The organism is Hominimerdicola alba 8, from assembly GCF_000178155.2.
Classification (GTDB): domain Bacteria; phylum Bacillota; class Clostridia; order Oscillospirales; family Ruminococcaceae; genus Hominimerdicola; species Hominimerdicola alba_C.
This window is the reverse complement of the sequence record NZ_ADKM02000086.1, coordinates 14,023-39,270: the sequence shown is the minus strand read 5'-3', so window position 1 is coordinate 39,270 and position 25,248 is coordinate 14,023. Positions and strand designations below refer to the sequence as shown.

21 protein-coding genes are annotated in these 25,248 nt (G+C 46.1%); 8 read left to right on the top strand and 13 right to left on the bottom strand.

The annotated features are described in order from the left end of the window. Nucleotides 1-199: 199 nt before the first annotated feature. Both CUS_RS19815 and CUS_RS09795 read right to left on the bottom strand, forming a co-directional pair. On the bottom strand, nucleotides 200-337 hold the full coding sequence (locus CUS_RS19815; RefSeq protein ID WP_157769518.1) for a hypothetical protein: 138 nt from the start codon (nucleotides 335-337) through the stop codon (nucleotides 200-202). Continuing rightward, the gene (locus CUS_RS09795; protein ID WP_002850251.1) at nucleotides 334-2,226 is read right to left on the bottom strand and encodes a PIN domain-containing protein; all 1,893 of its coding nucleotides are present in this window, start codon (nucleotides 2,224-2,226) and stop codon (nucleotides 334-336) included. Before CUS_RS09795 ends, CUS_RS19815 begins: the two co-directional genes overlap by 4 nt. Before the next feature lie 655 nt (nucleotides 2,227-2,881). Here CUS_RS09795 and CUS_RS09790 point away from each other — a divergent pair. After that, complete coding sequence (locus CUS_RS09790) at nucleotides 2,882-6,493, top strand: response regulator (RefSeq protein WP_002850124.1); 3,612 nt, start codon at nucleotides 2,882-2,884, stop codon at nucleotides 6,491-6,493. Between the two features lie 50 nt (nucleotides 6,494-6,543). On the opposite strand, the gene CUS_RS09785 is transcribed toward CUS_RS09790, so the two are convergent. After that, nucleotides 6,544-7,497, bottom strand: coding sequence for a hypothetical protein (locus tag CUS_RS09785; protein WP_431767927.1), 954 nt, complete (start codon nucleotides 7,495-7,497; stop codon nucleotides 6,544-6,546). 496 nt (nucleotides 7,498-7,993) lie between these two features. On the opposite strand from CUS_RS09785, the gene CUS_RS19810 reads away from it, so the two are divergent. Next, a complete protein-coding gene (locus tag CUS_RS19810) occupies nucleotides 7,994-8,161 on the top strand; it encodes a hypothetical protein (RefSeq protein WP_002850169.1) in 168 nt (55 codons plus the stop codon). Nucleotides 8,162-8,210: 49 nt separating this feature from the next. On the opposite strand, the gene CUS_RS09780 is transcribed toward CUS_RS19810, so the two are convergent. The 3 genes from CUS_RS09780 to CUS_RS09770 all read right to left on the bottom strand — a co-directional run bounded on the left by CUS_RS09780 (nucleotide 8,211) and on the right by CUS_RS09770 (nucleotide 10,905). Next, nucleotides 8,211-9,827 carry an ABC-F family ATP-binding cassette domain-containing protein gene (locus tag CUS_RS09780; RefSeq protein WP_002850221.1) on the bottom strand — a complete coding sequence of 539 codons (1,617 nt, stop codon included), beginning with the start codon at nucleotides 9,825-9,827 and terminating at the stop codon, nucleotides 8,211-8,213. Between the two features lie 76 nt (nucleotides 9,828-9,903). After that, the gene (locus tag CUS_RS09775) at nucleotides 9,904-10,398 is read right to left on the bottom strand and encodes a hypothetical protein (RefSeq protein ID WP_002850138.1); all 495 of its coding nucleotides are present in this window, start codon (nucleotides 10,396-10,398) and stop codon (nucleotides 9,904-9,906) included. Nucleotides 10,399-10,404: 6 nt separating this feature from the next. Continuing rightward, nucleotides 10,405-10,905, bottom strand: coding sequence for a GNAT family N-acetyltransferase (locus tag CUS_RS09770; protein WP_227945436.1), 501 nt, complete (start codon nucleotides 10,903-10,905; stop codon nucleotides 10,405-10,407). Between the two features lie 558 nt (nucleotides 10,906-11,463). Between CUS_RS09770 and CUS_RS09765 the strand changes: the two genes are divergently transcribed. Further along, nucleotides 11,464-12,120, top strand: a complete 657-nt coding sequence (locus CUS_RS09765; protein WP_037277007.1) for a formate/nitrite transporter family protein — start codon at nucleotides 11,464-11,466, stop codon at nucleotides 12,118-12,120. Nucleotides 12,121-12,425: 305 nt separating this feature from the next. On the opposite strand, the gene ybaK is transcribed toward CUS_RS09765, so the two are convergent. The 3 genes from ybaK to CUS_RS09750 are packed head-to-tail and all read right to left on the bottom strand — an operon-like array spanning nucleotide 12,426 to nucleotide 14,236. Continuing rightward, the gene (gene ybaK, locus CUS_RS09760; RefSeq protein WP_002850247.1) at nucleotides 12,426-12,923 is read right to left on the bottom strand and encodes a Cys-tRNA(Pro) deacylase; all 498 of its coding nucleotides are present in this window, start codon (nucleotides 12,921-12,923) and stop codon (nucleotides 12,426-12,428) included. Continuing rightward, nucleotides 12,923-13,516 (bottom strand): AAA family ATPase, encoded by a 594-nt coding sequence (locus CUS_RS09755; RefSeq protein WP_002850133.1) that lies wholly within the window; start codon nucleotides 13,514-13,516, stop codon nucleotides 12,923-12,925. Before CUS_RS09755 ends, ybaK begins: the two co-directional genes overlap by 1 nt. Before the next feature lie 57 nt (nucleotides 13,517-13,573). Further along, entirely contained in the window at nucleotides 13,574-14,236 is a 663-nt protein-coding gene (locus CUS_RS09750; protein ID WP_002850128.1) for a DUF4272 domain-containing protein, read from the bottom strand. 229 nt (nucleotides 14,237-14,465) lie between these two features. Here CUS_RS09750 and CUS_RS09745 point away from each other — a divergent pair, with 229 nt between their 5' ends. The 3 genes from CUS_RS09745 to CUS_RS09735 are packed head-to-tail and all read left to right on the top strand — an operon-like array spanning nucleotide 14,466 to nucleotide 16,770. Beyond that, nucleotides 14,466-15,140 carry a DUF2461 domain-containing protein gene (locus CUS_RS09745; protein WP_002850229.1) on the top strand — a complete coding sequence of 225 codons (675 nt, stop codon included), beginning with the start codon at nucleotides 14,466-14,468 and terminating at the stop codon, nucleotides 15,138-15,140. Nucleotides 15,141-15,177: 37 nt separating this feature from the next. Continuing rightward, the gene (locus CUS_RS09740) at nucleotides 15,178-15,945 is read left to right on the top strand and encodes an EFR1 family ferrodoxin (RefSeq protein WP_002850259.1); all 768 of its coding nucleotides are present in this window, start codon (nucleotides 15,178-15,180) and stop codon (nucleotides 15,943-15,945) included. Nucleotides 15,946-15,948: 3 nt separating this feature from the next. Continuing rightward, nucleotides 15,949-16,770, top strand: coding sequence for a hypothetical protein (locus CUS_RS09735; protein ID WP_002850116.1), 822 nt, complete (start codon nucleotides 15,949-15,951; stop codon nucleotides 16,768-16,770). A gap of 38 nt (nucleotides 16,771-16,808) precedes the next feature. On the opposite strand, the gene CUS_RS09730 is transcribed toward CUS_RS09735, so the two are convergent. From CUS_RS09730 to CUS_RS09720, 3 genes are all read right to left on the bottom strand, one after another. After that, entirely contained in the window at nucleotides 16,809-17,468 is a 660-nt protein-coding gene (locus CUS_RS09730) for an HAD family hydrolase (RefSeq protein WP_002850160.1), read from the bottom strand. An 82-nt stretch (nucleotides 17,469-17,550) separates the two neighbouring features. After that, on the bottom strand, nucleotides 17,551-18,186 hold the full coding sequence (locus CUS_RS09725) for an MBL fold metallo-hydrolase (protein ID WP_002850140.1): 636 nt from the start codon (nucleotides 18,184-18,186) through the stop codon (nucleotides 17,551-17,553). A gap of 288 nt (nucleotides 18,187-18,474) precedes the next feature. Beyond that, the gene (locus tag CUS_RS09720; RefSeq protein ID WP_002850126.1) at nucleotides 18,475-20,112 is read right to left on the bottom strand and encodes a hypothetical protein; all 1,638 of its coding nucleotides are present in this window, start codon (nucleotides 20,110-20,112) and stop codon (nucleotides 18,475-18,477) included. Nucleotides 20,113-20,741: 629 nt separating this feature from the next. Here CUS_RS09720 and gdhA point away from each other — a divergent pair. Continuing rightward, the gene (gene gdhA, locus CUS_RS09715; RefSeq protein WP_002850178.1) at nucleotides 20,742-22,094 is read left to right on the top strand and encodes an NADP-specific glutamate dehydrogenase; all 1,353 of its coding nucleotides are present in this window, start codon (nucleotides 20,742-20,744) and stop codon (nucleotides 22,092-22,094) included. A 225-nt stretch (nucleotides 22,095-22,319) separates the two neighbouring features. Here gdhA and CUS_RS09710 read toward each other — a convergent pair whose 3' ends face one another. Further along, nucleotides 22,320-23,246, bottom strand: a complete 927-nt coding sequence (locus CUS_RS09710; protein WP_002850104.1) for a LysR family transcriptional regulator — start codon at nucleotides 23,244-23,246, stop codon at nucleotides 22,320-22,322. Nucleotides 23,247-23,772: 526 nt separating this feature from the next. Here CUS_RS09710 and CUS_RS18620 point away from each other — a divergent pair. Continuing rightward, on the top strand, nucleotides 23,773-25,110 hold the full coding sequence (locus CUS_RS18620; protein ID WP_002850144.1) for a leucine-rich repeat domain-containing protein: 1,338 nt from the start codon (nucleotides 23,773-23,775) through the stop codon (nucleotides 25,108-25,110). The last annotated feature ends 138 nt before the right edge of the window (nucleotides 25,111-25,248 follow it).

The following is a 25,248-nucleotide window of genomic DNA, read 5'->3' as shown; positions in this document are numbered from 1 at the left end:
ATCGGCTGACGGGGGATAGGTGTTATTTTACTGTTTAGTGCAGGCGCATGCAGAGGGCTTCTGTTTTGCCGCTCTCCGCCGCATCAGCATGACCGGATACGCGATAACTTCGTCACGGTCTAACTCATCTATCGGCTTTCTTTGCAGAATATCATCGTACTTTGTGTAGTCGATGTCGTCAAGCCCCAGCGCTGTGAATTTATCGCGCCACAGCTTTTTTGACTCCCGTATACACGGGAAATGTATGTGTAAAGCCGTTCTCGTCCGACTTTGTTATGCGGGTGACTGCCTGCTTTTTCAGAACAGGAAGCGCCTTGCAATTTTCATCGGTCATCATTTTATAGCCGTACTCAGAGCCTCATATTCGGGCTTTATGGCGTTGTAGTATACACAGCCGTCCTTTTTGCCGAACTGTTTTATCATTCTGATATAAAGCTGCTGACGCGAAGGAACTTCCCTGAACAGCTGACGGATAAGTTCGACCTCTTCCGAACTGCACTTGCCGTCAAGCAGTTCAGCCAGCCTGTCGCCGCCTGCCGTCGCAGGAACTTCTGCGGGCTTTTCAGCCTTAGCAGACTTCTTTGTGCTTGTCTTCTTAGCTTTAGCGGGCTTTTCCTCAGCAGTCTTTTCAGCCTTAGCTGACTTCTTAGCCTTTGGCTTCTCTTCCTTGTCTGTCTTATCAGCCTTAGCTGTCTTCTTGGGCTTTTCTTCCTTCTCAGCCTTTTCAGATTTCTCAGTCTTAGCCGCCGACTTCTTCGTGCTTGTCTTTTTAGCCTTTGCGGGCTTCTCCTCAGCAGGTACTTCTGCCTTTTCTTCGGCAATAGCTTCTTCCTGTTTTATCTCAGCCTGTTCAGCTGTAGTTTCAGCAACAGTTTCAGCTATCGTTTCCTCTGCCTTGACTTCTTCCGCCTTCACCTCGACTGTCTGCTCTGCGGTCTTTTCCTCAGATTTAGCAGGTTCTTCGTTGCTGACAACAACTGTGTCGGGCGAAACATATTCCGGGTGTTCTGCTGCATACATCTCTTTCAGACGCAGGTACTTCGGGCGAAGTATCTTGTAAAGCTCGGTGGCATCCTGCTTGTAGTCCTTTGCCAGCGCATTGTGGAATTCTTCTTTTGTGTCGGAGTTTATAAGCAGCTGCGAGATGTGGTTCACCTCAGTGGGCTTAAGACCTGTACTTTTCAGCGTTTCCTTAAGTGCAGGGTAAAATTCCTTGACAGGCTTTTGCTTAGGCTTTTCAGCCTTTGCATCAGCAGACTGTTCCTGCTTTGCATCAGCGGCAGGCTTTTCCACTGCATTCTTATCCTCAGCAGGCTGTGCCTTGACCGTTTCAACAGGCTTTTCAGCCTTGTTCTCTGCGGGCTTTTCTGCCTGCTTGGGGGCAGATATATCCTCAGGCTTTATGATGGTGTAAGCGCTGAACGATGCTTCGAGAGCATTCAGTTCTTCCGCGCTGATTGTCACATCAAATTCCACATCATCGCTCTTGTCGAACTTTTTGCTGTTCTTTTCGGGACGTTCTTTCTTCGGTGCAGGCTTTGCAGCACGCTTTTCGGTGAACTTCTCGCTGTCAGCCGAAGGTGCGCTCTTTGCGGCGGGTTTCTTCTCAGTCTCTTTCTTTTCGTGAACAGCCTTCGCCTCAGTGATATCCGGCACAGTCACCTTTACCTCTTCTGCCGCAGGATTTTCAGCATTTTCCTCAGCCGCAGCTGTTTCAGCAGATGCAAATACCTCTGTATCGGAAGTTTCGCTGTCATCATCAGCCACAGCCTGCTTTTTGCCGCCCGCGTAGTTTATCGCCTGTGCGATGGTCTTGGTGCGGTATACTATGCAGTCGGGCGCAGCTATGTACTTGCCATGCCAGAAATCATGCAGGAAATCAAAACTTTTGTCGTTGCTGATAACGAAGATGTGGCTGTAATAATTCTTGCTGACAAGGTAGCCCAGCAAAGTCGAAAGCTGGAAATCCAGCGCATTCTTGCCGCCTACATGTACCTTGAAATACTCTACCTCAGCTTTTGAGATAAGCACTTTCTGGTGCATCTCAAAGTTGATGGTATCAGCGTTTTCGCTGTAAAAGATTATGACACGGTCGTACTCAGTAAGGCTGTCGATGCCTGTAAGTCCCTTTGACTTTACATTTTCAAAGTCGATAAGATAGATCTTCATATCCTTTTCCTTTCGGTATCTTGCAGCAGCGCAGCAAAGCTGTGAGATGCAGCCCACACAAGACTCTCCGCGCCGGGTAGACATGCAGGTCAGTCGGCACAAATCGTTTCGTGCAGCCGCAGAACGAAAACTTCCCGCGATACCGCTTGTAATCGGCGTGATGTTCCATGATATACGCCGTCATTATCATTATAGCACACAAATAACTATTATTCAAGTGTTTTTTAATAAATTTCAAGCAAAAAGCAGTCATCTTTTATGTTTATATGGACTTTTTCTCAGCGCCGCAATGTGCTGTTTGCCTTGATTTCATCATATCACATAACTATATTGACTTCTTCGCAGATATGGATATTGGCGGGTGTAGAAATTTTCTGTAAAAAATTATATGTTTTACACAATTCGTTCAATGAATACTGCCTGATGCAATTTTTATTCCTTATCTTTCGGAAAATGACAGTATGCTGTATATGCTTGAAAAATACACTCAGCACCGCTATCTGCTGACGCTGCACCTGTTCTTTTCTCTGTGTTCCGCGATATTCTGCCTCCGTACATAACTTGATGAACTTATTGACAATCTATATATAATATTGTATAATAGAGTGGGAAAACGGCTGAACAGCCATATTTATATAGAGTACGGTAACCGCTCTGCCAACGGCGTAAAACGGCGGTATATCGGGTAACAGATATATTTTGGGGTGATACTATGTACATGACGGTACTGTTTATTCAATACGTCAGTATATTTATACTGCTTTTTGAAAGCGCATATATTTTCCGTAACTGGCACAGCAAGATACACGGCTATCTTCTGCTGAACTGCACCGCGACTCTTGTAAACAACGCGGGTGTTCTGCAAGTGATGACATCTGACAACCTTGATGAAGCCATGACCGCCCAGAAACTTTCATACATCGGTACGGTCTGGATACCTTTTTCACTGCTGCTGTTTCTGGTGGAACTCTGCGGTATAAGGCACAAGCGCAACACCATGCTGCTGCTTGGTTCGCTGCATGCCGCGACTTATGTGGCGGTCATGACCAATGACTGGCATCATCTTTATTATCAAAACATCGGCTTCACGAAAGATGGCGTTCACCCGCATCTCACCTACGATGCAGGACCCTGGCACCACATCTACACCATGCTGCTGATAAGCTATATCGTCTACGGTCTTGTCATCCTGTTTTTGAACCTTCTCAAAGAGAAAAACGCTAAAAACCGCAAACGGCTCAGGTATATCGCCGCATCTATCGTGGTACAGGTGACATTCTATATTATCTATCTGACAGGTGTCACAAAGGGCTATAATGTGACTGTTCTGGGCTACTCCATAAGTACGGTGGTAATGCTCATCGCCATATTCAAGTATGACCTGCTGGATACTTTGGAACTCACCCATGAGTACGTTGTCGATAAGCTGTCTGAGGGCATCATCGCTGTTGATACTGACGGAAGAGTCAGATATTTCAACGAACCTGCAAAGGCGCTCTACCCTCAGCTGACCGAAACACCTGCCGAAACAGTTGAGGTCATCGAGCAGGCTATAAGTGAGGGGCAGACGATCGAGATAGCTGACCGCATCTACACGCCATGCGTTAATGAACTTGAATTTGAGGGCGACAGTTTCGGAAGTCTGTATATGCTGGTGGACGATACCGAGCATTATAAGTACATGGAACAGCTGAAAGAACAAAGACAGCTGGCAGACCGCGCAAACAAGGCGAAATCTGCATTTCTTGCAAGCATGTCCCACGAGATACGCACACCCATAAATGCGGTGCTGGGTATGGACGAGATGATACTGCGTGAGAGCAGTGAACGCCAGATAATCGGATATGCCGAAGATATCCGCACTGCGGGCAGGACTCTGCTTTCGCTGATAAACGATATCCTCGACTTCTCAAAGGTCGAACAGGGAAAAATGGAACTTGTACCCACACAGTACGAACTCGGTTCTGCGATAAACGACCTTGTGAACATGGTGCGCCCCCGCGCAGACAAAAAGGGTCTGAAATTCGAGGTAAAGGTTGACCCGAAAATGCCGCACCTGCTCTACGGCGATGAGATAAGGGTCAAGCAGTGCGCACTCAATCTGCTGACAAATGCTGTCAAGTATACCGAAAAAGGCAGTGTCAGGTTTGAGGTCGGGTTTGAGAAGAGCGGTGAGAAGTCGATAAAGCTGAGATTTACCATTGCCGACACAGGCGCGGGCATCAGGGAAGAGGACATGGAAAAGCTGTTCTCGCCATTCTCGCGCATCGAAGAGGGCAAAAACCGTTCGATAGAGGGCACAGGTCTTGGTATGAGCATAACTGTCCAGCTTCTTGAACTGATGGGCAGTAAGCTGGACGTTGACAGCACCTACGGCAAAGGCTCGACTTTCTCTTTCGCAGTCGAGCAGAAAGTCGTCAGATGGGCGCAGATAGGCGATTACGCCAAGCGCTTTGAAAACGGCGGCAGGGGAGTGCGCCTTTACCACGAACTCTTCCACGCACCGAATGCAAGACTGCTGGTGGTGGACGACAATGCCATGAACCTGACAGTTTTCAAGGGTCTGCTCAAAAAGACCCGCATCGGTATAGATACCGCTTCCACAGGGCGTGAGGCTCTGCGGCTGGCTGAACTGAACGAGTATGACATCTTTTTCATAGACCACATGATGCCCGATATGGACGGCGTGGAAACGCTGAAACGTCTGCGGGCGATGGAGGGACATGAAGATGCAAAGTGCATCGCGCTGACTGCCAACGCGGTTTCGGGCGCAAGAGAATTTTATATCAGTGAGGGCTTTACCGACTATCTTTCAAAGCCTGTTGACGGCGAACGACTTGAAAAGATGATAGCATCGCTCCTTCCCGAAGACAAGCTGGAAACGAGCCATGCCGCCGAAAAGAAACCCCACCGCACCGCGCCGAAAGTACTTGTGGTCGATGATGATCCTGTCGTGCGCACAGCGGCTTCGCAGATATTGGGCAGAACTTTCGATGTTACTGCCACTGCAACGGGTGAAGAAGCGCTTTCGCTTACAAACAGGCTTCGTCCCGATGCAGTACTGCTTGATATCGGGCTTGCGGGCATGTCGGGCTTTGAGGTGCTGAGCAGGCTTAAAGAGAATCCCGAACTGCGCGATATACCTGTTATATTCGTGACGGGTGAAGACAGCGCCGATGCCGAAACATCGGGCTTCAAAAACGGCGCGGCAGATTTCGTGAAAAAGCCTTTCGCTCCCGAAGTCCTCATGCAGAGAACAAAGCGCGTGGTCGAACTGTACCACCTGCAAACAGGTCTTAAGAGTGAAGTAGACCGCCAGCAGATACGCAGTGAGCGGCTGTCGCTGGAGATGATGCTGGCGCTGGCAAAGACAGTCGATGCAAAAGACCACTATACCAACGGTCACTCCAACCGCGTTGCCACTTATGCCGCCGAACTTGCCCGCAGAATGGGCAAAAGCGAGGCTGAACAACAGCAGATATTCCGCATGGGACTTATGCACGATATAGGCAAGATAGGTGTCAGCGAAGATATAATCAACAAGACTTCAAGGCTGACCGATGAAGAGTTCGAGCAGATAAAGCGTCACACGATAATCGGCAGTGAGATACTCTCTTCCATCAAGGAGATGCCCGACCTTGCCATAGGTGCGCGTTCGCATCACGAAAAATACAATGGTTCAGGCTACCCTGATGGTCTTGCAGGCAAGGATATTCCCGAACCCGCGCGTATAATCTGCTGTGCTGACTGCTATGATGCAATGACTTCCACACGTACTTATTCTAACCCAATGGCGCAGGAAAAGGTCAGGGCTGAGTTCATCAGGTGCAGCGGCACACAGTTTGACCCCGATATTGCTGCCTGCATGGTTCGTATGATAGATGATGACAAGGACTATATCATGAACGAACAGGGATTCACCCCCGATATATGGCAGGGCAGCGGCAAGCTGGAAGAACTTGCACAGGATGAAAGTGAACTTCACAGCGGTCTTGAAAGCATCAAAGGTCTTGATACAAAAGTTGGTGAAAAGCACTGCGGCGGTGCTGAACTTTACCGTGTAACGCTGGGTGCGTTCGCTGATTCGGCTGAGGAGTATGCGGCTGACATACGCAGATATGTGTCGGCTGACGACCGTGAGAATGCTGCTATAAAGATTCATTCGCTGAAAGGCGCAGCGCGTACTGTAGGTGCTGAAGAACTGGGCGAAACGGCATATCAGGGAGAGATGTTCTATCGCGGAAGAACGCAGGAATGCCCCGATATCGAAGCTATGCTTGCAGAACTTGGCAGACTTGCCCGCGAGATTAGGGACAAACTGTAAAAAAGTACAAAAAATGCCCCTGATGCAGCATCAGGGGCATTTCATATGTTTTAACTGTTGTGTACAACGGTCCCGTGTTTTGCGGGATATCTCAGCGAGAGAAGGATCACCAGCAAAAAGCACAGAAATCCCGCAGTTACCTCAAATGGGAATTTCAGCAGCATTTCAGGCGCGATAAGGAACGGCAGCGTTGCCACTGCGCCGCATGGCGGAAAGTAAAGACCCGAAGACTTCGCACCGAAAAGTATCGCACAGCAGGTCAGGGCAGCAGCTACAGCCATCGGCAGACCGAATATCTCACATAAAAGCAGCCTTGATGAACAGCCCATAAATGCAGCGATAGCAATGGTTATTGATGTTTCGGGCAGACGTTTCGTCAGCTTGCATTCGGGTGTCGTCAGTTCACAGAATGCCACTATCAGCGGCGGTGCTGCAAAAAACGGCTGACCTATCAGCACAGGTATTGCAAAAAGCACCGAAGCTGTCGCCGCCTGCACAGCCCTCAGTTTTATCAGCGCAGCATCGGGCTTTTCGGGGATAAACTCGCGTTTCTCGCGAAGCCCTGCTTTTTCCAGCAGCTTTTGCGCCAGTAGTATAAGTGCAGTCATGACTCCGACAGACAGCAGGTAGTAAGGGCTGCGCGTGCCTAACATTATCGGCAGTACGCAAGCCGATATAGCAGGCAGAAAACTTGTATGTGAAATTATTATCAGACCCATAACTGCGGCAAGACCTATCGGTATCTGCAAAACAGTCGGCAGCGGCACGAAACGAACTATCGCCATGCCAGTGACGGCGGCTGACATAATAAGGATAAAAAGCCTTTTTCTGTCAGTGCTCCAGACCTGTGCAGGTGCAGCCAGCGCACCGATGGCGATGGCTGTTATCTCAGGGAAGATAAGTTCCCGCTCACCCGTAAGTTCAGCCACACCGACCATGAAAAAGGTCAGGCAGACCGAGATAAGTATGGGTATCAGTTTTTTCTTTTCGGACAAAACAGTCACCTCTGAATTGGTATGTGAAAATTATAACACAATGCTGCCGTCCGTTCAATGGCTTATTTATAAATTTATTGACTGTTTTTGTTTACTCGCATTTGACTTTTGTGTTGTGGTAGATTTTGTTATGTGGTTATCCCGCTTACACACCACAAAAACAGTGGCTATAAATGCGGCGAGATACGTCTTGCGTCTTTATGCCCGCAGTGCGGCATCAGTATCAGGGAGGTAACAAAATGAACGACCGTAAAGAGATACCGCGCGAACTTCTTGAAAAGATACTGGCAAACACCCACACCGATTCCCCTCGCCCCACTTTCATGTCACAGGGCATGGGCTCTGTGTTAGGGCTATGGCAGTGCAGCTGCGGTTTCATGGCAAGCGGCAATTTCTGCGAACAGTGCGGCGCACCTATAGCAATCCGCCTTAAAATTCAGACAAAATCCAGTCACAAAATCCATAGATCCGAGCTTTTGCGACTGGATTTTGTGAATTTAAATAGTTGGATTGCTATAAAAGTTGGATATGTCTTAAATGTTCTGCACATAACACAGGCAATTTCTGCACCGAATGCGGCACGCGCAAACCTTGGGAATGCCCGATGTGCAAGGCGCTCAATATCGGTGAAAAATGCGGCAGGTGCGGTCTGTCCGAACCATCTGCCAAATGATAAAAGTACCAAAAACTCCCTCGACTTTGTGGGTCGGGGGAGTTATCTTTTATTCTATAAAGGACTTCATGCCCTGTTCTCTTCTCCACTCAAGGAATTCTTCGTAAGTGCCCATGCGGTCGATACAGCCATCGGGAGTTATCTCGATGATGCGGTTTGCAACGGTCTGAACTATCTCATGGTCGTGGCTTGCGAATATGACAACGCCCTTGAAATCGCGCAGTGCATTGTTCACGGCGGTGATGCTTTCAAGGTCAAGGTGGTTGGTGGGTCTGTCAAGCAGAATTACATTCGAGCCGAAGAGCATCATTCTGCTGAACATGCACCTTACCTTCTCGCCGCCCGACAATACCTGTACAGGCTTGTATATCTCGTCACCCGAGAACAGCATCCTGCCCAGAAAACCGCGCAGGAAAGTGTCGGTGACTTCTGAGGTCGAATAGGGTCTTAACCAGTCAACGATGCTCTCGTCATGCCCGTTGAAATACTCCGAGTTGTCCACAGGGAAGTATGAACGCGATGTGGAAACGCCCCACTTTATAGTGCCTTCGTCAGGTTCGACTTCTTCTGCGAGTATCTTGAAAAGCAGTGTTATAGCCTGTTCGCTCTCACCGATGAACGCCACCTTGTCGGTGCGTGAAAGTGTGAAGCTGACATTGTTGAGCATCTTCACGCCGTCAACAGTCTTTGATATGCCGTTGACTTTGAGTATATCCTTGCCCAGTTCACGGTCTATGTTAAAGCCGATGAACGGGTACTTTCTCGAAGATGCAGGCATTTCCTCGACACTCAGCTTGTCCAGCAGTTTGCGCCTTGCGGTAGCCTGTCTTGATTTTGACTTGTTTGCCGAGAAACGATTGATGAATTCCTGTAGTTCCTTTATCTTTTCCTCAGCCTTCTTGTTCTGGTTCTTGATGAGCCTCTGCATCAGCTGTGAGGACTCGTACCAGAATTCGTAGTTGCCCACATACATCTTTATCTTTGTGTAGTCGATATCAACTATATGTGTGCAGACATTGTTGAGGAAGTGTCTGTCGTGGCTGACGACCAGCACAGTGCCGAAGTAGTCTGCCAGAAAATCCTCCAGCCAGCGTATGGCATCTATATCAAGATGGTTGGTAGGCTCGTCCAGCATGATTATATCGGGGTTGCCGAACAATGCCTGCGCCAGCAGTACCTTGACTTTCTCATTGCCCGAAAGTCCTGCCATCTGCTGATAAAGCAGTTCCTCAGGCAGACCCAGACCTTGTATCAGCTTTGAAGCATCGCTCTCAGCCTCCCAGCCGTTGAGTTCTGCGAACTCGCTCTCCAGCTGACCTGCGCGGTCGCCGTCCTCTTCCGAGAAATCCTCTTTAGCGTACAGTGCATCTTTCTCTTTCATAATGTCATAAAGGCGCTTGTTGCCCATTATGACCGTGTCGAGGACAGTGTATTCGTCAAATGCGAAGTGATCCTGCTTCAGCACTGAAAGTCTTTCGCCCTTAGTGATGGCAACTTCGCCTGTGGTAGGTTCAAGTTCGCCGTTGAGTATGCGCAGGAAAGTCGATTTGCCCGCGCCGTTTGCGCCGATTATGCCGTAGCAGTTGCCGTTCGTGAATTTGAGGTCAACGTCCTTGAACAGAAGCTGTCCGCCAAAGGACAGGCTGACGTTTGAAACTGTTATCATTCTACTAAAACTCCTTACTCTATTTATAGCAATCCAACTTTTTAAATTCACAAAATCCAGTCGCAAAAGCTGGGATTTATGGGTTTTGTGACTGGATTTTGTCTGAATTATAAGGCGGATTGCTATAAATTACCATTATTTCATTCCAGTGGTAAGTGATCTTCTTCGCTGTTATCTTTATCTGACAATTCTGTGTGCCTGTCATGCCTTTGTAATATACAGCACCTTCAAAGAGATAGCTGTCATTCTCCTTGTTTTCACCGAAGATCTCCAGCTTTGCACTGTTTTGCATGAGATGTTCCAGCTTTTGCAGAGCCATCTCGGTCAGTATGACATCACCGCCGCCTCGCGGGAAAGTCAGAAGTTCTATGCTTATATCCCGCTCGGTATCGTTCATGTAAAACGTCACTTCCGACATGCCCGTTGACTGCCATTTTGAACTGTTCTCCGTCAAAATGAAAAAGCCCTCTTCAAACTCAAGGGTCAGCGCTTTTTCATCGTGTTTCAGCTTAGTGGCAAAGCAGTCACAGATGCTGACTTTTTCAAAGCTGCTATCTGAATATTTGTACACTTGTATTCACTCGTCTTTCGGAAGTATCATCTCATGTTCCATCTGGACAAAGCCGTACTTCAAATAAAGAGGTCTGCCCGCCGCCGTAGCTTCCAGGGCGATGTGTGTAATGCCGCGCTCTTTGGCATCTTTCACCAGCAGATCCAGCATTTTCAGCGCTATGCCCTGTCTGCGGTATTCGGGTGAGGTGTACATGTTCATTATGTATGCTTTTCTGCCTGTGACATTATCGCAGGTAGGCATCACCGTGTAATAGCTGACACCGCCTGCGCCCACGACTTTTTCACTGTCAAAGGCGAGGTATGCAGTGTGACTGCCGTCATTCAGCGCACGTTTGTAGTAAAGCCGCGACTGTTCTGCGATCTCAGACATATCAGCATCATCACTCAGCAGATTTGCCGCCCGCAGTACCGTAACGCGCACATCTGTCAGCATTTCTGTGTCCTCAGCAGACATCTTTCTGAATACGATCATTCTACCAACACCTGCCGTTTGTAAGATAAGCATAAAAATGCCACCGATATATTATACACTATCACGGTAAAAAAGTCAATTCGCAGAGTGCCATAAAATAGCGCATATATCGGAGTTTTTTGGCAGATATGCAAATATCCTGCCTGCTGTTATCTTTCCGCCGCCGCATTGTTGGAAATTTTCGTCTGTAATATGCTGTTTGCGGTCTTTCTAAAAAATTATTTAGCGGCTCTCTCAACAAAGCTATTCAGAAACCGAGCGATACCCGCGCTGACCTTTAGTGATGGTCATACCGCTGTAACGGATCTGCCTGACAGATCTGCGATGATAGTTTCCTGTACACTATTGCTCATAAGAGTTTTTTGCACTGTCAAAAAGGAAATATATGTAAAAATATCCCGTTTTCCTGCTTCTGACCTATATCCAATGGTGCATATGTCATGTTTATTTGGGAAAAGAACCGTTTTGTCCTTTACAGCAGGGAAATGACATGGTATAATTCTATATAGTCCGGCAGTACGGCGGTGTGACAGTTATCTGTTTTGTCTATCTTACACCTGCGGCTGAATGACATATAGAAAGGTCGGTATCATGAGTAAATTAATAGACACATTTCTGCGGGCAGTCGCCACAGGGCTTATGATAGGTGTGGGCGGCGTAGTCTACCTTTCCTGTGATAACAGGTACATAGGTGCGGCGCTTTTCGGTATGGGACTGTTCGTGATACTCAGTTTTGGATTTAATCTTTACACAGGCAAAGTCGGCTACGCGGTCGAGCGTGAGCCGAGTTATCTCAAAGATCTCGCTGTTATATGGCTGGGCAATCTGGTCGGCACAGCGGTCACAGGCGGACTTATCCTCTGCACGCGCGCGGCAGGCATCGGTGAAAAGGCGGCTGAACTTTGCAAAGTCAAAATGGGCGATTCTCTGCTCAGCCTTTTCATATTGGCATTCTTCTGCGGTGTACTTATGTTCATAGCGGCAGAGGGCTACAAGACCATAGACAGCAGTCTTGGCAGACATCTCGCTATCTTCCTGCCTGTCATAGTGTTCATTCTCTGCGGTTTTGAGCATTGTGTTGCGAATATGTTCTATTTCACCGCCGCAAAAATGTGGTCACCCGCATCATTCGGCAGACTGCTTATCATGACAGCAGGCAACTCGGCAGGCGGCGTTCTTATACCGCTTCTCCGTAAGGGTTTCATTGTAAGTAAGAGTGCAGAAAAAGCCGACAAACGCGCGGCTTGACAGAATAATGGTTGTTCCCCTTTCGCATCTGAACATGCGGGAGGGGGATTTTTTCGTCTTTCTTTCAGCCATATCTCCTGTACGGCAAGATTGGCGTCCCCGCCTGATGCAACTGCCGCCACACGATACACAGACCACCATATATATAGCAATCCAACTATTTAAATTCACAAAATCCGGTCGCTAAAGCTCGGATTTATGGGTTTTGTGACCGGATTTTGTCTGAATTTTAAGGCGGATTGCTATAGTATACCAAAAAGCGCGGCAGGATATACCCGCCGCGCATCATCTTTTCTGCATTATGTTCAGTCCTGCTGACTCTCAAATATTATCTGCTCAAACTTTCCGCCTGTGACCTTTACAAGGTCTTTTGGCGAAAGAAATATCTGCGACCCCAGTCTGCCGCCGCTGATTATTATTTCGTCAAGTGCTTTTGCAGTGTCGTCCACCACAGTAGGGAACTGTTTTTTCATGCCCAGCGGGGTACACCCGCCGCGAATGTAACCGGTTATCTTGTTGATGTCCTTGACATGTATCAGTTCCACCGACTTTTCACCCACCGATCTAGCCGCCTTTTTCATGTCCAGTTCTTCCGCGATGGGTATGACGAACACAAAATATCCGCCGCTCCTGCCCTGTGCTACAAGTGTCTTATAGGTCATCTCATAAGGCTGACCCAGCATATCGGCTATCTGTACGCCGTCAATGAATTCTTCGCATTCGTAGGTATTGACCTTGTAGCTGACCTTGTTTCGGTCGAGAATGCGCATGGCGTTGGTCTTTACATCTTTCTCCTTCGCCATTATTTTGATACCTCCACCGCATGGGCGATAAGTTCAGCGCACATCTCATAACCCAGCGTACCGCTGTCAAGGCAGAGGTCGTAGCTTGCTTTTGCGCCCCACTTCTTGTTGGTGTTGGCGTTGTAGTAATCGCCGCGCTTCTTGTCATACTTTTTCAGACGGCTCTCCACTTCGTCCACAGGAATATTGTGCTTTTCACTTGTGGCAGTCTGACGGCGCTTGTCAAGCGATGAATATATGAACACATTCAGCGTTTTCACCTTGTTTTTCAGTATGAAATCCGCGCACCTGCCCACTATCACGCATGGACCTTTCTCCACCAGTTCATATACCACCGAAGTTTCAGCCGCGAATATCCTCTCAGTGATATCATCGGGAGGGCTGAAGAAGTTGATCGATTTTTTCAGAGGATTGAGCACGCTCTCCTCATACTTTTTGATGTCAGCCATTGAGATACCGCTCTTCTCAGCCGCCATCTCGATTATCTCCCTGTCATAACAGGGAACACCCAGCTTTTCAGCCACCATTTTGCCGATGTCACTGCCGCCTGAACAGTAAAGTCTACCAATTGTTACAACTTTTATCTTAGCCATATTCCTTTCTCCTTTCAATACCTGTACTTCATTATTTAACGGCTTTTCAGCCGTATATCACGTATCAAGCGATATATCGAACCAGTCGTTCCCGCCGCCGATAAGCCATTCAAGCCCTCTGCGCCTTTCCATAACAACTTCTTCACTTATATCCCCGATGGGCGTTTCGGGATTTAAGCGGTGTTCGACACACGCCCAGTGCAGACGGTAGAAATAGTCTGCCATAGCCAGTATCTCCTCAGCGGAACGCATTTTGCACTGCGCCTTGAAAGCCTGCATGCCATCGCATTTGCTGACCAGCTTTATCGCCCTTTCACAGTCACAGATGTCTTCCGCGCCCTGCAAGTCAGCATCATCTATAAGCCCCAGCGCCCATACCAGCGACCAGTAGCACTCATACTCCCAAGCAATGTTCATAACGGTCTGCGGTTCTGCTATGCCGTCAAAGACCTCTTTCTCAGCAGTATTCAGCGCACTTTTCACGCCGAATTTGTCAAGCATCTCTTCGATGACTTCAAATCCTTCGTCATACTGACCGTTCGATGTGTCTATTGCAAGCTGTATCATCAGCAGTGAAGCCACCGCCCTGCCGCAGATCTCATCAAAGCTGCGAATGCTTGCTTCTTCCTCAGCAGGCAGCAGCGGCAGCCATTGATTGATCGCAATGCCCTGTTCTTTCAGCTTGTTTTCGCTGATGGTTTTTCTTTCTGATGGTGTCACAAAAACACCTCCTTGTCATATTGCCTAATTTAATTATAAAACATTAGCTTCGGTTTGTCAATTACATATTGATTACATTATTTCGGGTACATTTTGGTGTACATCTTTTGCGGCTTTACATTTGCGGGAAAATGTGGTATACTATCATATATGTAAGGAAAATATATTATCAGAAACACAATACTGTGATGCCTGTCAATAATTATGAATTATAAAAGAGGTGTGTATAATGCCGTTCACCCCGAACGCACCGCAGTTTTTGTTTGAGAACTATACCCGCAACGATAAGGAATGGTTCAAAGAGAATAAGGATATATACGAAAAGGAAGTCCTGATACCCATGCGTGAGATGATAGAATACCTCACGCCGCTGATGAATGATATCGACCCGCAGATAGTCTGCTCACCGAAAAAGATAAGCCGTATCTATAAAGATGTCAGGCTGATGAAAGATGGCATGTTTTTCAAAAAGTCCATCTGGTTCTCGCTTATGCGCCCTAAAGAGCCATTCGTCAGCAAGCCCGAATTCTTCTTCTGGATAAACCCTGATAATTTCGGCTGGGGCTGCGGGTACTATCATATCCCCACACCTGTTATGGAAAATGTCCGCACTATGATAACAGATGGTGATGAAACAGCCATCAAAGCCATAAAGACATATGATAAGCAGAAAGTTTTCAACCTTGACGGCGAAATGTACAAGCGCGACAGATTTCCCGCACAGCCCGATAATTATAAGAACTGGCTCAACCGCAAAAATCTTGCAGTGGTGCATGAAAGTGACGACCCCGACATCTTTTTCAGCAATGACCTGAAAGAGCGGGTAGCCGCGGATTTTAAGATGATAGCCCCTGTCTACGTGCTTTTCGCTAAGGCAGAGGATATGGAAACTTTTAAAAACTGATAGTCGGTACAGAAAATTCCGAGAAAGAGGTGACATCATGGTAGTTTATTTTTCGGGTACAGGCAACACCCGCTATGCCGCTGAGTGCATCAGCGAACTGACCTTTGATGAAACAAGAGATATGAAAAAACTTATACGTACAGGCAAAAGGGTGAAATTTTACTCCAATAAGCCTTATGTTTTCTGCGCTCCGATCTACGCATGGCGCTTTCCGCCGCTGGTGGAGAGTTTTATCGAGAACTCCGATCTCTGGGGCTCGAATGAAGTCTACTTTGTAGCCACCTGCGAAAGTCAGACGGGCAACGCGGCAAAGTATCTCAAAGCCATCTGCGAGAAAAAAGGCATGAGATTCATGGGCTTTGCAGGCATACCAATGCCCGAAAACTACACTGTCATGTACAAAGCCCCATCAAAGGAAGAGCAGAAAAAGATATTCAGCCGCGCCAACGGCGAGATAGTCCGCATCGCAAATATCATCAACAGTGACGAAAAGCTGACAGATACCCTTGATATGAAGATGCTCAAACCCTTTACCGCCATGATAAATCCGTGGTTCTACGGCGCTTTCGTTTCCTCAAAGAAGTTCCGTGTGACCGACAGCTGTGTGGGCTGCGGCAAATGCGCCGAAGTCTGTCCCTACAAGAGTATCAGACTGGTGGACGGCAGACCTGTCTGGGGCGAAAAATGCACCCACTGCATGTCCTGTATAAACGGCTGTCCCACTGCCGCCATCGAGTATGGCAAAAAAACTGTGGGCAAAGAGCGTTATGTCTGCACACGCAAGCCCGATATTGAATGGAGATAATATATGGATCTCAATATAGATCATTTGACATCAAAAAACTACGTAAAACCCATAAAAAAGCCCCTCGCAAAAGGCGAACGCTCGGCTGAGGGCGGAATGTGGGGCGTTACTGTCATACCTGTGGCAGGTCTGTTCATGGAACTCTACGCAAATGACAGATATTCAGGCGCGGCACTGTGGCTGACAGTTTTGATACTGATATGGTTTGGTTGTTATGCTGATTTTCGGCAGATAAGTCCGTCGCTTTCTGAGGAAAAGGCTGAAAAACTCAGAAAACTCCTGCCTATCCCGCCTGCCTATATATTCACCCGCGATGAGATGCGCAAAGGCGAGGGTTATCGCGGCGTGGTACTTGGTATACTTATGGCGGCGGCGATATTCGGCAACGGTTTCACGCAAGGGCTGATGATAAATAAAAATACTCTGCCCGATAAGCTGAAAAACGCTTCGGTAACGGCACTCAACAATTTCAGGGGAACATCTGACAATGTGATAGGCGAACAGCTGACAGCATGGTTCGATGACGGCTATGATACCGAATGTTCAAAAGACGGCAGTAAGTTTACCATCGAATATTCGGGCAAACACGCCGAAAAATCAGCAACGGTGACCATAGAGGTAGTCCATGACGGCTTCGCATATAAATCGCTGAAAGCGGCAGATGTCACTATAGACGGCAAAAAGCTGGACGGCGATGAACGCCGCGATGCGCTGAAAGAAATCTTCATCGGCAATGATGAAGAGGGAAGTTCTTCATTGACCACAGACAGCGAAGACAGCACCGAAAGTATTGAAACCAACGAAACTTCCGAAAAAGACGAATAATGCTTGACCCCCATATCGCGCTGATATGGGGGCTTTTATTATCTGTTCAGTTCTTCGATGACTGGTATCACATGTGCCAGTGTTTCACAGCATGCAAACATCAGCCCCGCAGTTTCAGGGTCGGGCTGTGACAGGTCAGGCACGAAAACAGGCACACAGCCCGCACTCTTTGCCGACTTTATGCCGTTGGGCGAGTCCTCCAGCGCAACACATTCCGCAGGCGGAAGACCCAGTTCAGCCGATGCAGTAAGATAAATGTCAGGGTCGGGCTTTGAACTTTTCACCATGTTGCCGCAGACTATCTTATCAAAATGATGGTAAACGCCTATCGACTCAAGATACAGCTTTGTACGCACATTGTCGGTCGCAGTGGCTACAGCCAGCTTAAGACCGCTGTCTTTGCCGTATGCGATGAGTTCATCAAGCCCCGCCTTCTTCTCTATGCCGTTTTCGGCAATGTAAGCATTCATAAGTTCTACCCTTTTCAGCCTGACCTTTGCATAGTCAAAGTCCGGCGCGACCTCTTTCTGCAATTTCGGACCCGCATACTTGCCTGCCAGCGAACGTATGCCCAGCACATGTTCCTGCGTCATGTTCCACCCGTAGAAAGCTGCCGCTTCCCGCCAGAAACGGGTCAGCAGTTTTTCGGTATCTACCATCAGCCCGTCCATGTCAAATATAAGACCGTTTATCTTCATCAGTCAGACCTCTTTCGTGTAAATATTGCCTGCGGATATATATCCGCCGTTGTTCCCTATATTATTAAGGTATAAAACTCCCTCAAAAACTGAGTTTCTTTTCCACCTTTACAGACTTCTCAACCGCCGCTGCAAAAGCATCACCGTCTGACGGCTTGCCTGCCATAGTGCCGTAATGTATCGGTATGGCGATATCGGGCTTGATGATGTTCACCAGGTCAGCCGCCTGCTTTGCGTTCATGGTAAAAGTGCCGCCCACAGGCACGCAGATGATGTCACACTTTACCGCCCTCGCTTCGTTTGTGATGTCCGTATCTCCGCATACATAGACCCGCTTGCCCATGACAGTCACCACATAGCCAAGCCAGCCGTTTTTGCGCGGGTGGAAAGGTTTTATAAGATTGTATGCCGCCACCGCATCTATCGGCACACCCTCGACCTCAGCGCTGTACGCGGGGTGCATGAAAGTCGTCATGCCCTCACCGATGCCCGCTTTCGCAAAACTTTTTTCAAGTGAAGACGGTGCCACAAATCTGGTGTCAGCCTTCGCGACCTTAGCAATGTCCTCAGGCGAAAAATGGTCGTAGTGGTCATGGGTGATGAAGACGATATCCGCATCATGCGGCTCACCGCTTATGTGAAGCGGGTCGAAATATATCGTCTTTTCAGCAGCTATCCTTATGCTGCTCTGTTCGTTTACAGTAATGAAGTCGGGCATGGTCAACACTCCTTTGTTATAAGATGTTATCAGCGCAGTCATATACTAAACGGCATGATTTTTCAGAACTGTCACGCCAAAATTAAAATCATTCCATGCGGTAAACACTGTATTCCGTTCGGTCAGTTCGGCAAACCAAATGCGCCTTGCATAACTTTCATCGCGGCGGCGCACTTTAAAGTCCTCAGAAAAACCGTTTATCAGATGGTACTTCTTCCCGAGGTATATAAGCCAGCCGAATATGATAAAAGCCGCTGCTGTTTCAGCACATTTCGCGCAGAGAATACATTATTTTACAATGGATTTTATTTTTATATATCCATCATTAGCTGTGGATACAGCCATGTCTTTGAACGTGGTTACTTGATCTTTGATGTTAAGGTTTGAAATCTTATCAGTTATAACATTTATTGTGTCAACAGCATCTTTGGGAACGATTGCCTCGAACCCTCCGCCATCTTTAATTTCGAGTACAAGTTCTTTGGTAATTTCAAAGCCAACTGTTGCTATCATTCCGCCTGCCAGACTACCTGCCATATACGCAACTGGTATAGCTGGAAGCAAGGCTGATAAGGCAACACCTGAGCTTTGAGAAATGACAGCAACCAAAACCTCTTCAGCCATAAGATTACTGTAGTCAAGTGCTGTTATTTCTCCCTTAGAAAGAGAATAACCAAATCTTAAAGCGTCAATAGTCAGAACAGTAAGTGTACCTATTATATCAGGAGATACATCCTTAAATTTTGCACCAAGTTTTCCTGCCTGACAAGCAGTGAAAATTGCACAGCTTACAGAACCCTCAACAAATCCATTTGAAGCAGCCAGCAGTCCCTCCATTCCGGTTTCCTTTAACTGAGCTTCATCAAATTTACCGTTTTCAGCCGATTGTTTCAAAATTGAAAAAATATCCGGTCCTATTGATAATACTGTGTTCAATGCCGCCGATGTTAATCCGGAATTAACGGATTGTTTTACGAGATATTTCGGCGTAATTATCTGAGATGTGGTGATACCAAAGTCAGATGGATCGAAATCTCCTTTTTGTGCTAATTCTGCAATAGCTTGCATTTCATCGTATGTAGCGACTTTTGATGAAGTACCATCAGGGGCTTCGAGTTTCGTCTTTAGATTATCAAGAGTTTCTGCATATGCTTCACTTCTTGCTTTACCTCGACCGCTGCCCGTATTTTTTTCGTATTCAGTAAATGTATTATACTTGCTATTTAAGTACTTAACAGCTTCATTATATTGATCGGAGGGGATGATACGAGTTTGTCCTTCATAAATAGAAGCATAAAGAGCATCAAGATCATCGGATTTAACATTGTATTTATTTAAGTATTCATCAAGTGAAATAGGTTTACTGGATTTCGATTTATACTTACCATATTCTTCAAGGATATCAGTAGCTTGAGCGGCAGCACTACCCGAACCGGAATTGTAGTATTTCAGACTTGCGTTTTCGCCATATGAAGTGCTTACATCAACGGATCCCATACCATTTGAGCCTACTACATTAGCACTGCTAGATGAACCTCTGGCGATAGCATCGATGTTGAATGTGTCAGCAACCCATTTTTCAGCGACAAGACCCGCTTCTTGTGCAGTGGTACGAGCAGATCCCGCCGAAGCATTAATATTGTTTTTTAATGTATTGATTGCATTGCCGACATCTGTTACATATTGATTTCCAATTGCAGCAGAAAATTTAGAACTAGCAAAATCAACTGTTGAATTCCAACCGTCTTTGAATTTGGTCACGTCGATCTGATCATATAATCCAACAACATAATCTTTTGCTTCACCTACTTTTTCTTTAGCCGCGGACGCAGTATTCTTAGCTGTTTCTGAAAGGCTACAAGCCGATAATTGAAAAAGAAGCGCAAAGGCGATAATTACAGAACCAATTTTATTAATTTTAATCATAATATCATCCTTTCTTTTTCTTGATTTTAACAGGTAAATAATTTATGGTGAACATTAGTGTTAGATTTACATAATTATATCATAATATGTTTTAAGTGTCAAGCATAGTGTAGCATTGTGATGTTGTATTTAATCATAATATTATATATTTTGACTAATCACAAACGGAACTTTGGTTTATATATGTACTTGTTTTTAGAAAAAATTATATACAATACTCTGAAATTGTAAAGCTGGGAACTCCCCCACACCATCAGTAGCCGCACAGAATGTCGGTGCAATGTCAGTACATGTAAACTAATTTTGCAGGATTGGCACTTTTAAAATTCATTTTGCATAAACTCCTGCAAAACAGGGAGTTTGAAAGCACAGAAATATTATTATTTGAAGACGTGCTTTTGCATTTATGCAAAACAATTCCGACTATTTGCATAAATCTTACGACTCAAAGTGCGCGAATTATTCCGAATGATATAAAATTTCAATTTATTCTGAAATTTTTCGCTTTGGTACTTGCAAAATGAAAAATAGTGTGCTATAATATAAGGGCAGTGTGAGCCTGACGCGGACAAATGTCCGTCAAGTGCGGGCTTGACGCGGATATTTTATTAAAGATGGGAGTTTTTACAATGGCATTGAAGAATGAGTACCTCCAGAAGGTATACGAGCAGGTTGAGAAGAGAAACCCCGGCGAGAAGGAATTCCACCAGGCAGTTTATGAGGTTCTCGAGAGCCTTGTTCCTGTAGCAGATAAAAGACAGGATCTTATCGACGCAGGCGTATTCGACAGAATAGTTGAGCCTGAAAGACAGATAATGTTCCGTGTTCCTTGGGTAGATGATAACGGCAAGGTACAGGTAAACAGAGGTTTCCGTATCCAGTTCAACTCCGCTATCGGTCCTTACAAGGGCGGTCTGAGATTCCACCCAACCGTATGCGCTTCTGTTATCAAGTTCCTCGGCTTCGAGCAGATCTTCAAGAACAGCCTGACCAGCCTTCCTATGGGCGGCGGCAAGGGCGGTTCTGACTTTGACCCTCAGGGCAAGTCTGACGCTGAAGTTATGCGTTTCTGCCAGAGCTTCATGACCGAGCTGTGCAAGCACATCGGTGCTGATACTGACGTTCCTGCAGGCGATATCGGTGTAGGCGGCAGAGAGATCGGCTATCTGTTCGGTCAGTACAAGAGAATCAGAAACGAGTTCGTAGGCGTTCTGACAGGTAAGGGTCAGCAGTACGGCGGTTCTCTGATCAGACCTGAGGCTACAGGCTACGGCGCTGTTTACTATACTGTTGAGCTGCTCAAGCACTTCGGTGACAGCATCGAGGGCAAGACCTTCGCAGTATCCGGCTTCGGCAACGTTGCTTGGGGTACTATCAAGAAGGTAAACGAACTGGGTGGTAAGGTAGTTACTATTTCCGGTCCTGACGGTTACATCTATGATGCTGACGGTATCAACACTCCTGAGAAGATTGACTACCTGCTGGAGATGAGAGCTTCCTGCAGAAACAGAGTTCAGGATTATGCTGACAAGTTCGGTGTTCCTTTCTTCGCAGGCAAGAAGCCTTGGGAGCAGAAGGTTGACATCGTAATGCCTTGCGCTACCCAGAACGAAGTTAACATTGACGATGCTAAGAACATCGTAGCAAACGGCGTTAAGTACTATGTTGAGGTTTCCAACATGCCTACAACTGCTGATGCTGTTGCTTACCTGAGAGAGAACGGCGCTATCGTTGCTCCTTCTAAGGCTGTTAACGCAGGCGGCGTTGCAGTTTCGGGTCTGGAGATGAGCCAGAACTCCATGAGATACAACTGGACTGCTGAAGAAGTTGACGCTAAGCTGCACCAGATCATGAAGAACATCTTCTCCGCTTCTATCGAGGCTGCTCACGAGTACGGTCTGGGCGATGACCTGATCGCAGGCGCTAACATAGCAGGCTTCCTGAAGGTCGCTGAAGCTATGAAGGCTCAGGGCGTAGTTTGATCTAAAGCCATTTAAACAACTTTATCCCATATACAGCGCACTTGTCTTTTTGGCGGGTGCGCTGTTTTCTGCATTAAACTCTATAATTATCTCGCTGACACCACATCAAACAGCCTTTCAGCAGGCATTAGCAATAGTTGGCGTTTTCTTGTGGTGTATTAAAGGGATAACTATTTCCAACTTTGTAAAAAAACAGACACGGCGCTGCGCTGTGTCTGTTTTGCGTTATTCGGTTATCTCGTTCCTGACCCTCTCCAACTCTTCCAGAAACATTCTGTCAGTGACCGAAAGTCTGTAGCTTGACTGATATATCAGCACATCTTTGTTGGTCTTGCTTATAAGGGGAGTCCTGCGCTGCACCAGCCCGCATCGGTCGAGTATCTCCTGCGGCATCGGTGATACCCACATGAAAGATTCGGGACACGCCGCCAGTATGTCGAACTGACTGCCCCTCTCATAAACGTAAATGTGCCTGCGCGGTCGGTGGAAATCAGCACTCTTTTTTTGGTAGACCTCCGAAATGTTCGGTACGATATTGTCACCGTGAAGTACCTCGATGTACTTTTCCAGCACTTCCTCAGTTATCTCTTTCTCCTGCGCCAGCGGACTGTTTTCGCTCATTATAAGCACATAGTCGTACTGCCAGCTGTCATGTACTGCCAGATTTTTCTCTTCAAGAAGCGGCAGAAAAAAACTCTCATAAGCGATGGGATAGCGTATTATCCCCAGATCGTACTCGCATTCCACCACCGAATTTATCGTTTCCATCGAGTTCGTTTCTTTTATCTTTATGTCCATAGCCTTCTTGTCCGAAAGTCGGTTCAGAAACAGCGTGAAAGCATGGGTGACATAGCTTGCACGCGGCAGAAGCAGTGAAAAGCTGGCGGTGTCAGCGATGTTGTCTTTGTAAAGCGCTTCCATTTTATCCAGCTGAACGAGTATGGCTTTCGCATACTGCAAAAACTCTTTGCCCTTGTCAGTGGGAACTACTCCCTTAGCAGAACGCTTGAATATCGGTACTCCTACCTCATGTTCAAGTTCTTTTATAGCCTTTGAAAGGTTCGGCTGACCCATATAAAGCGCCGATGCAGCCTTAGTTATCGAACCCAGCCGCTCGACCTCGACTACATAACGCAGATGTGTTAGATTCATTTTGCCCTCCATGTAAAAAAGTATATATCCGTGTGTTTAGTATACCATATACAATTGAATATGTCAATAGTGTTGACTAATAATGCGCTGAACCCTATTTTCTCTAAAAACGCAAAGTTCCTCATAACGACACTTTCACATTGTCAGAAATTTCCTTTTGCGCTAAAAATGATTTTTCGGTAGTTTTTACTTGCTATATATAAATATATATGTTAAAACTTTTATTGGCTATGTTTAATAATGTATGGAAAATCCATTGACAAAAAATTACGGCTATGATAAAATATAAGTGTAATCTTTTAACGAAAGGGGGATACTTCACAATTCGCATCGGCAGAACGGCAGCTTTAGCCGAAAAAATCCATCATTCGGAAAGGTCGTGATATCGAAACAGTTATATTTCGGAAGTTTTCAGTATAATGATTGATTTTATAAAGTTGGGCTGAAAAAGCCTTCCCAAAAGCGGCGTAGACCGCATATTCGCGTGAAAAAACGGGTATAAAGTAAAATTACGGAGGTTATAAAGATGGTAAATACAAATAAGAAAATCGCAGCAGGTCTGTTGGCACTGACATTCGTATTCGGCGGGGCAGCTCTCCCAACAGGCGTGGTAAGCAACAACACTGTTATTTCAGCTAGTGCAGAAGAATTGACATACGGCAACTTCACGTACACTATGCTTGAAGATGGTACTATTGAGATATCAAAATATACCGGTTCTGAAACAGCAGTCGAGATCCCCAGCGAGATAGACGGTGTTGCTGTAACAAGTATAGGAAAAAGAGCATTCTATTGTACAAGTTTTAAAAGGGTTATCATGCCTTACGGCATTACAAATATTGGTGATGAGGCATTTGATGACAGTAATAACTTGGTTGAAGTAACAATACCAGATAGTGTAGTTAACTTGGGTGACTTCGTATTTATGGGTTGTGATAGTCTTGAACATGTTGTTTTATCGAAAAATTTGACATCAATCAGCCAAGGAGCGTTTCGGGATTGCGAAAAACTTACTTCTGTTACTATACCATACGGTGTAACAGTTGTAGGTGATTATGCATTCGAATTTTGTCCATGCCTTGAAAGTGTTGAGTTACCAAACAGTATAACAAGCATTGGATATTCAGCTTTCGGTTATGGAACTTCACTTAAGAATATTAATATACCAGAAGGTACATCAATTATTGGTGAAGATGCATTTAGATACTGTGCAATGTCTGAAGTTGTTATACCAGATAGTGTTACACGTATAGAGAGATCTGCATTTTATAGTTGTAAAAATCTCAAAAGTGTTTATTTGCCCGATGGCTTAACTTATCTCGGTGATCATGTGTTTTGTTATTGTTCCAATCTTGAAAGTATTAATATTCCAAAAAGTTTGTCAACTTTGCCTGTATATGCTTTTTATGAAACCGGAATCATTGATATCGCAATACCTGAAAGTGTTACAACTATAGGAAAAAATGCTTTTCATTACTATGATAGAGAGAAAAAAGTTTATTCGCCTATCCCTGATCTTACGATTAGTTGCTATAGTGGTTCATATGCTGAGCAGTATGCAATTGAGAACGGCATTAACTATAAGCTGATATACAAATACCCCGAAGTTACCGACATCGACTACAGCACCACCTATCACCAGTTCCGCCTGTCATGGACACCCGTTGAAGGCGCTGACAAATACGGCATAGCCGCATTCATAGCAGGCAAGTGGAGAGTCCAGACCTACACCGACAAGACCACTTTCACCTCTCCCAAGCTGAAAGCAGGTGACACCTATAAACTCCTCATCGCCGCCAGAGTTAACGGCGAGTGGGATCTTTCAAATATAAACAGCAGAGCGTTCACAGTAACAGTAAAATAATATTCCCCGACTGCATGGCTTTTTAGGTCATGCAGTCATTTTGTTTTTTGGAAAAACGATCGTTAAAGCAAACGGAAATGCAGTTATTGCATTATTTGGAATGTCTATATATAAAAATGTATATGATAAAATTTTTAT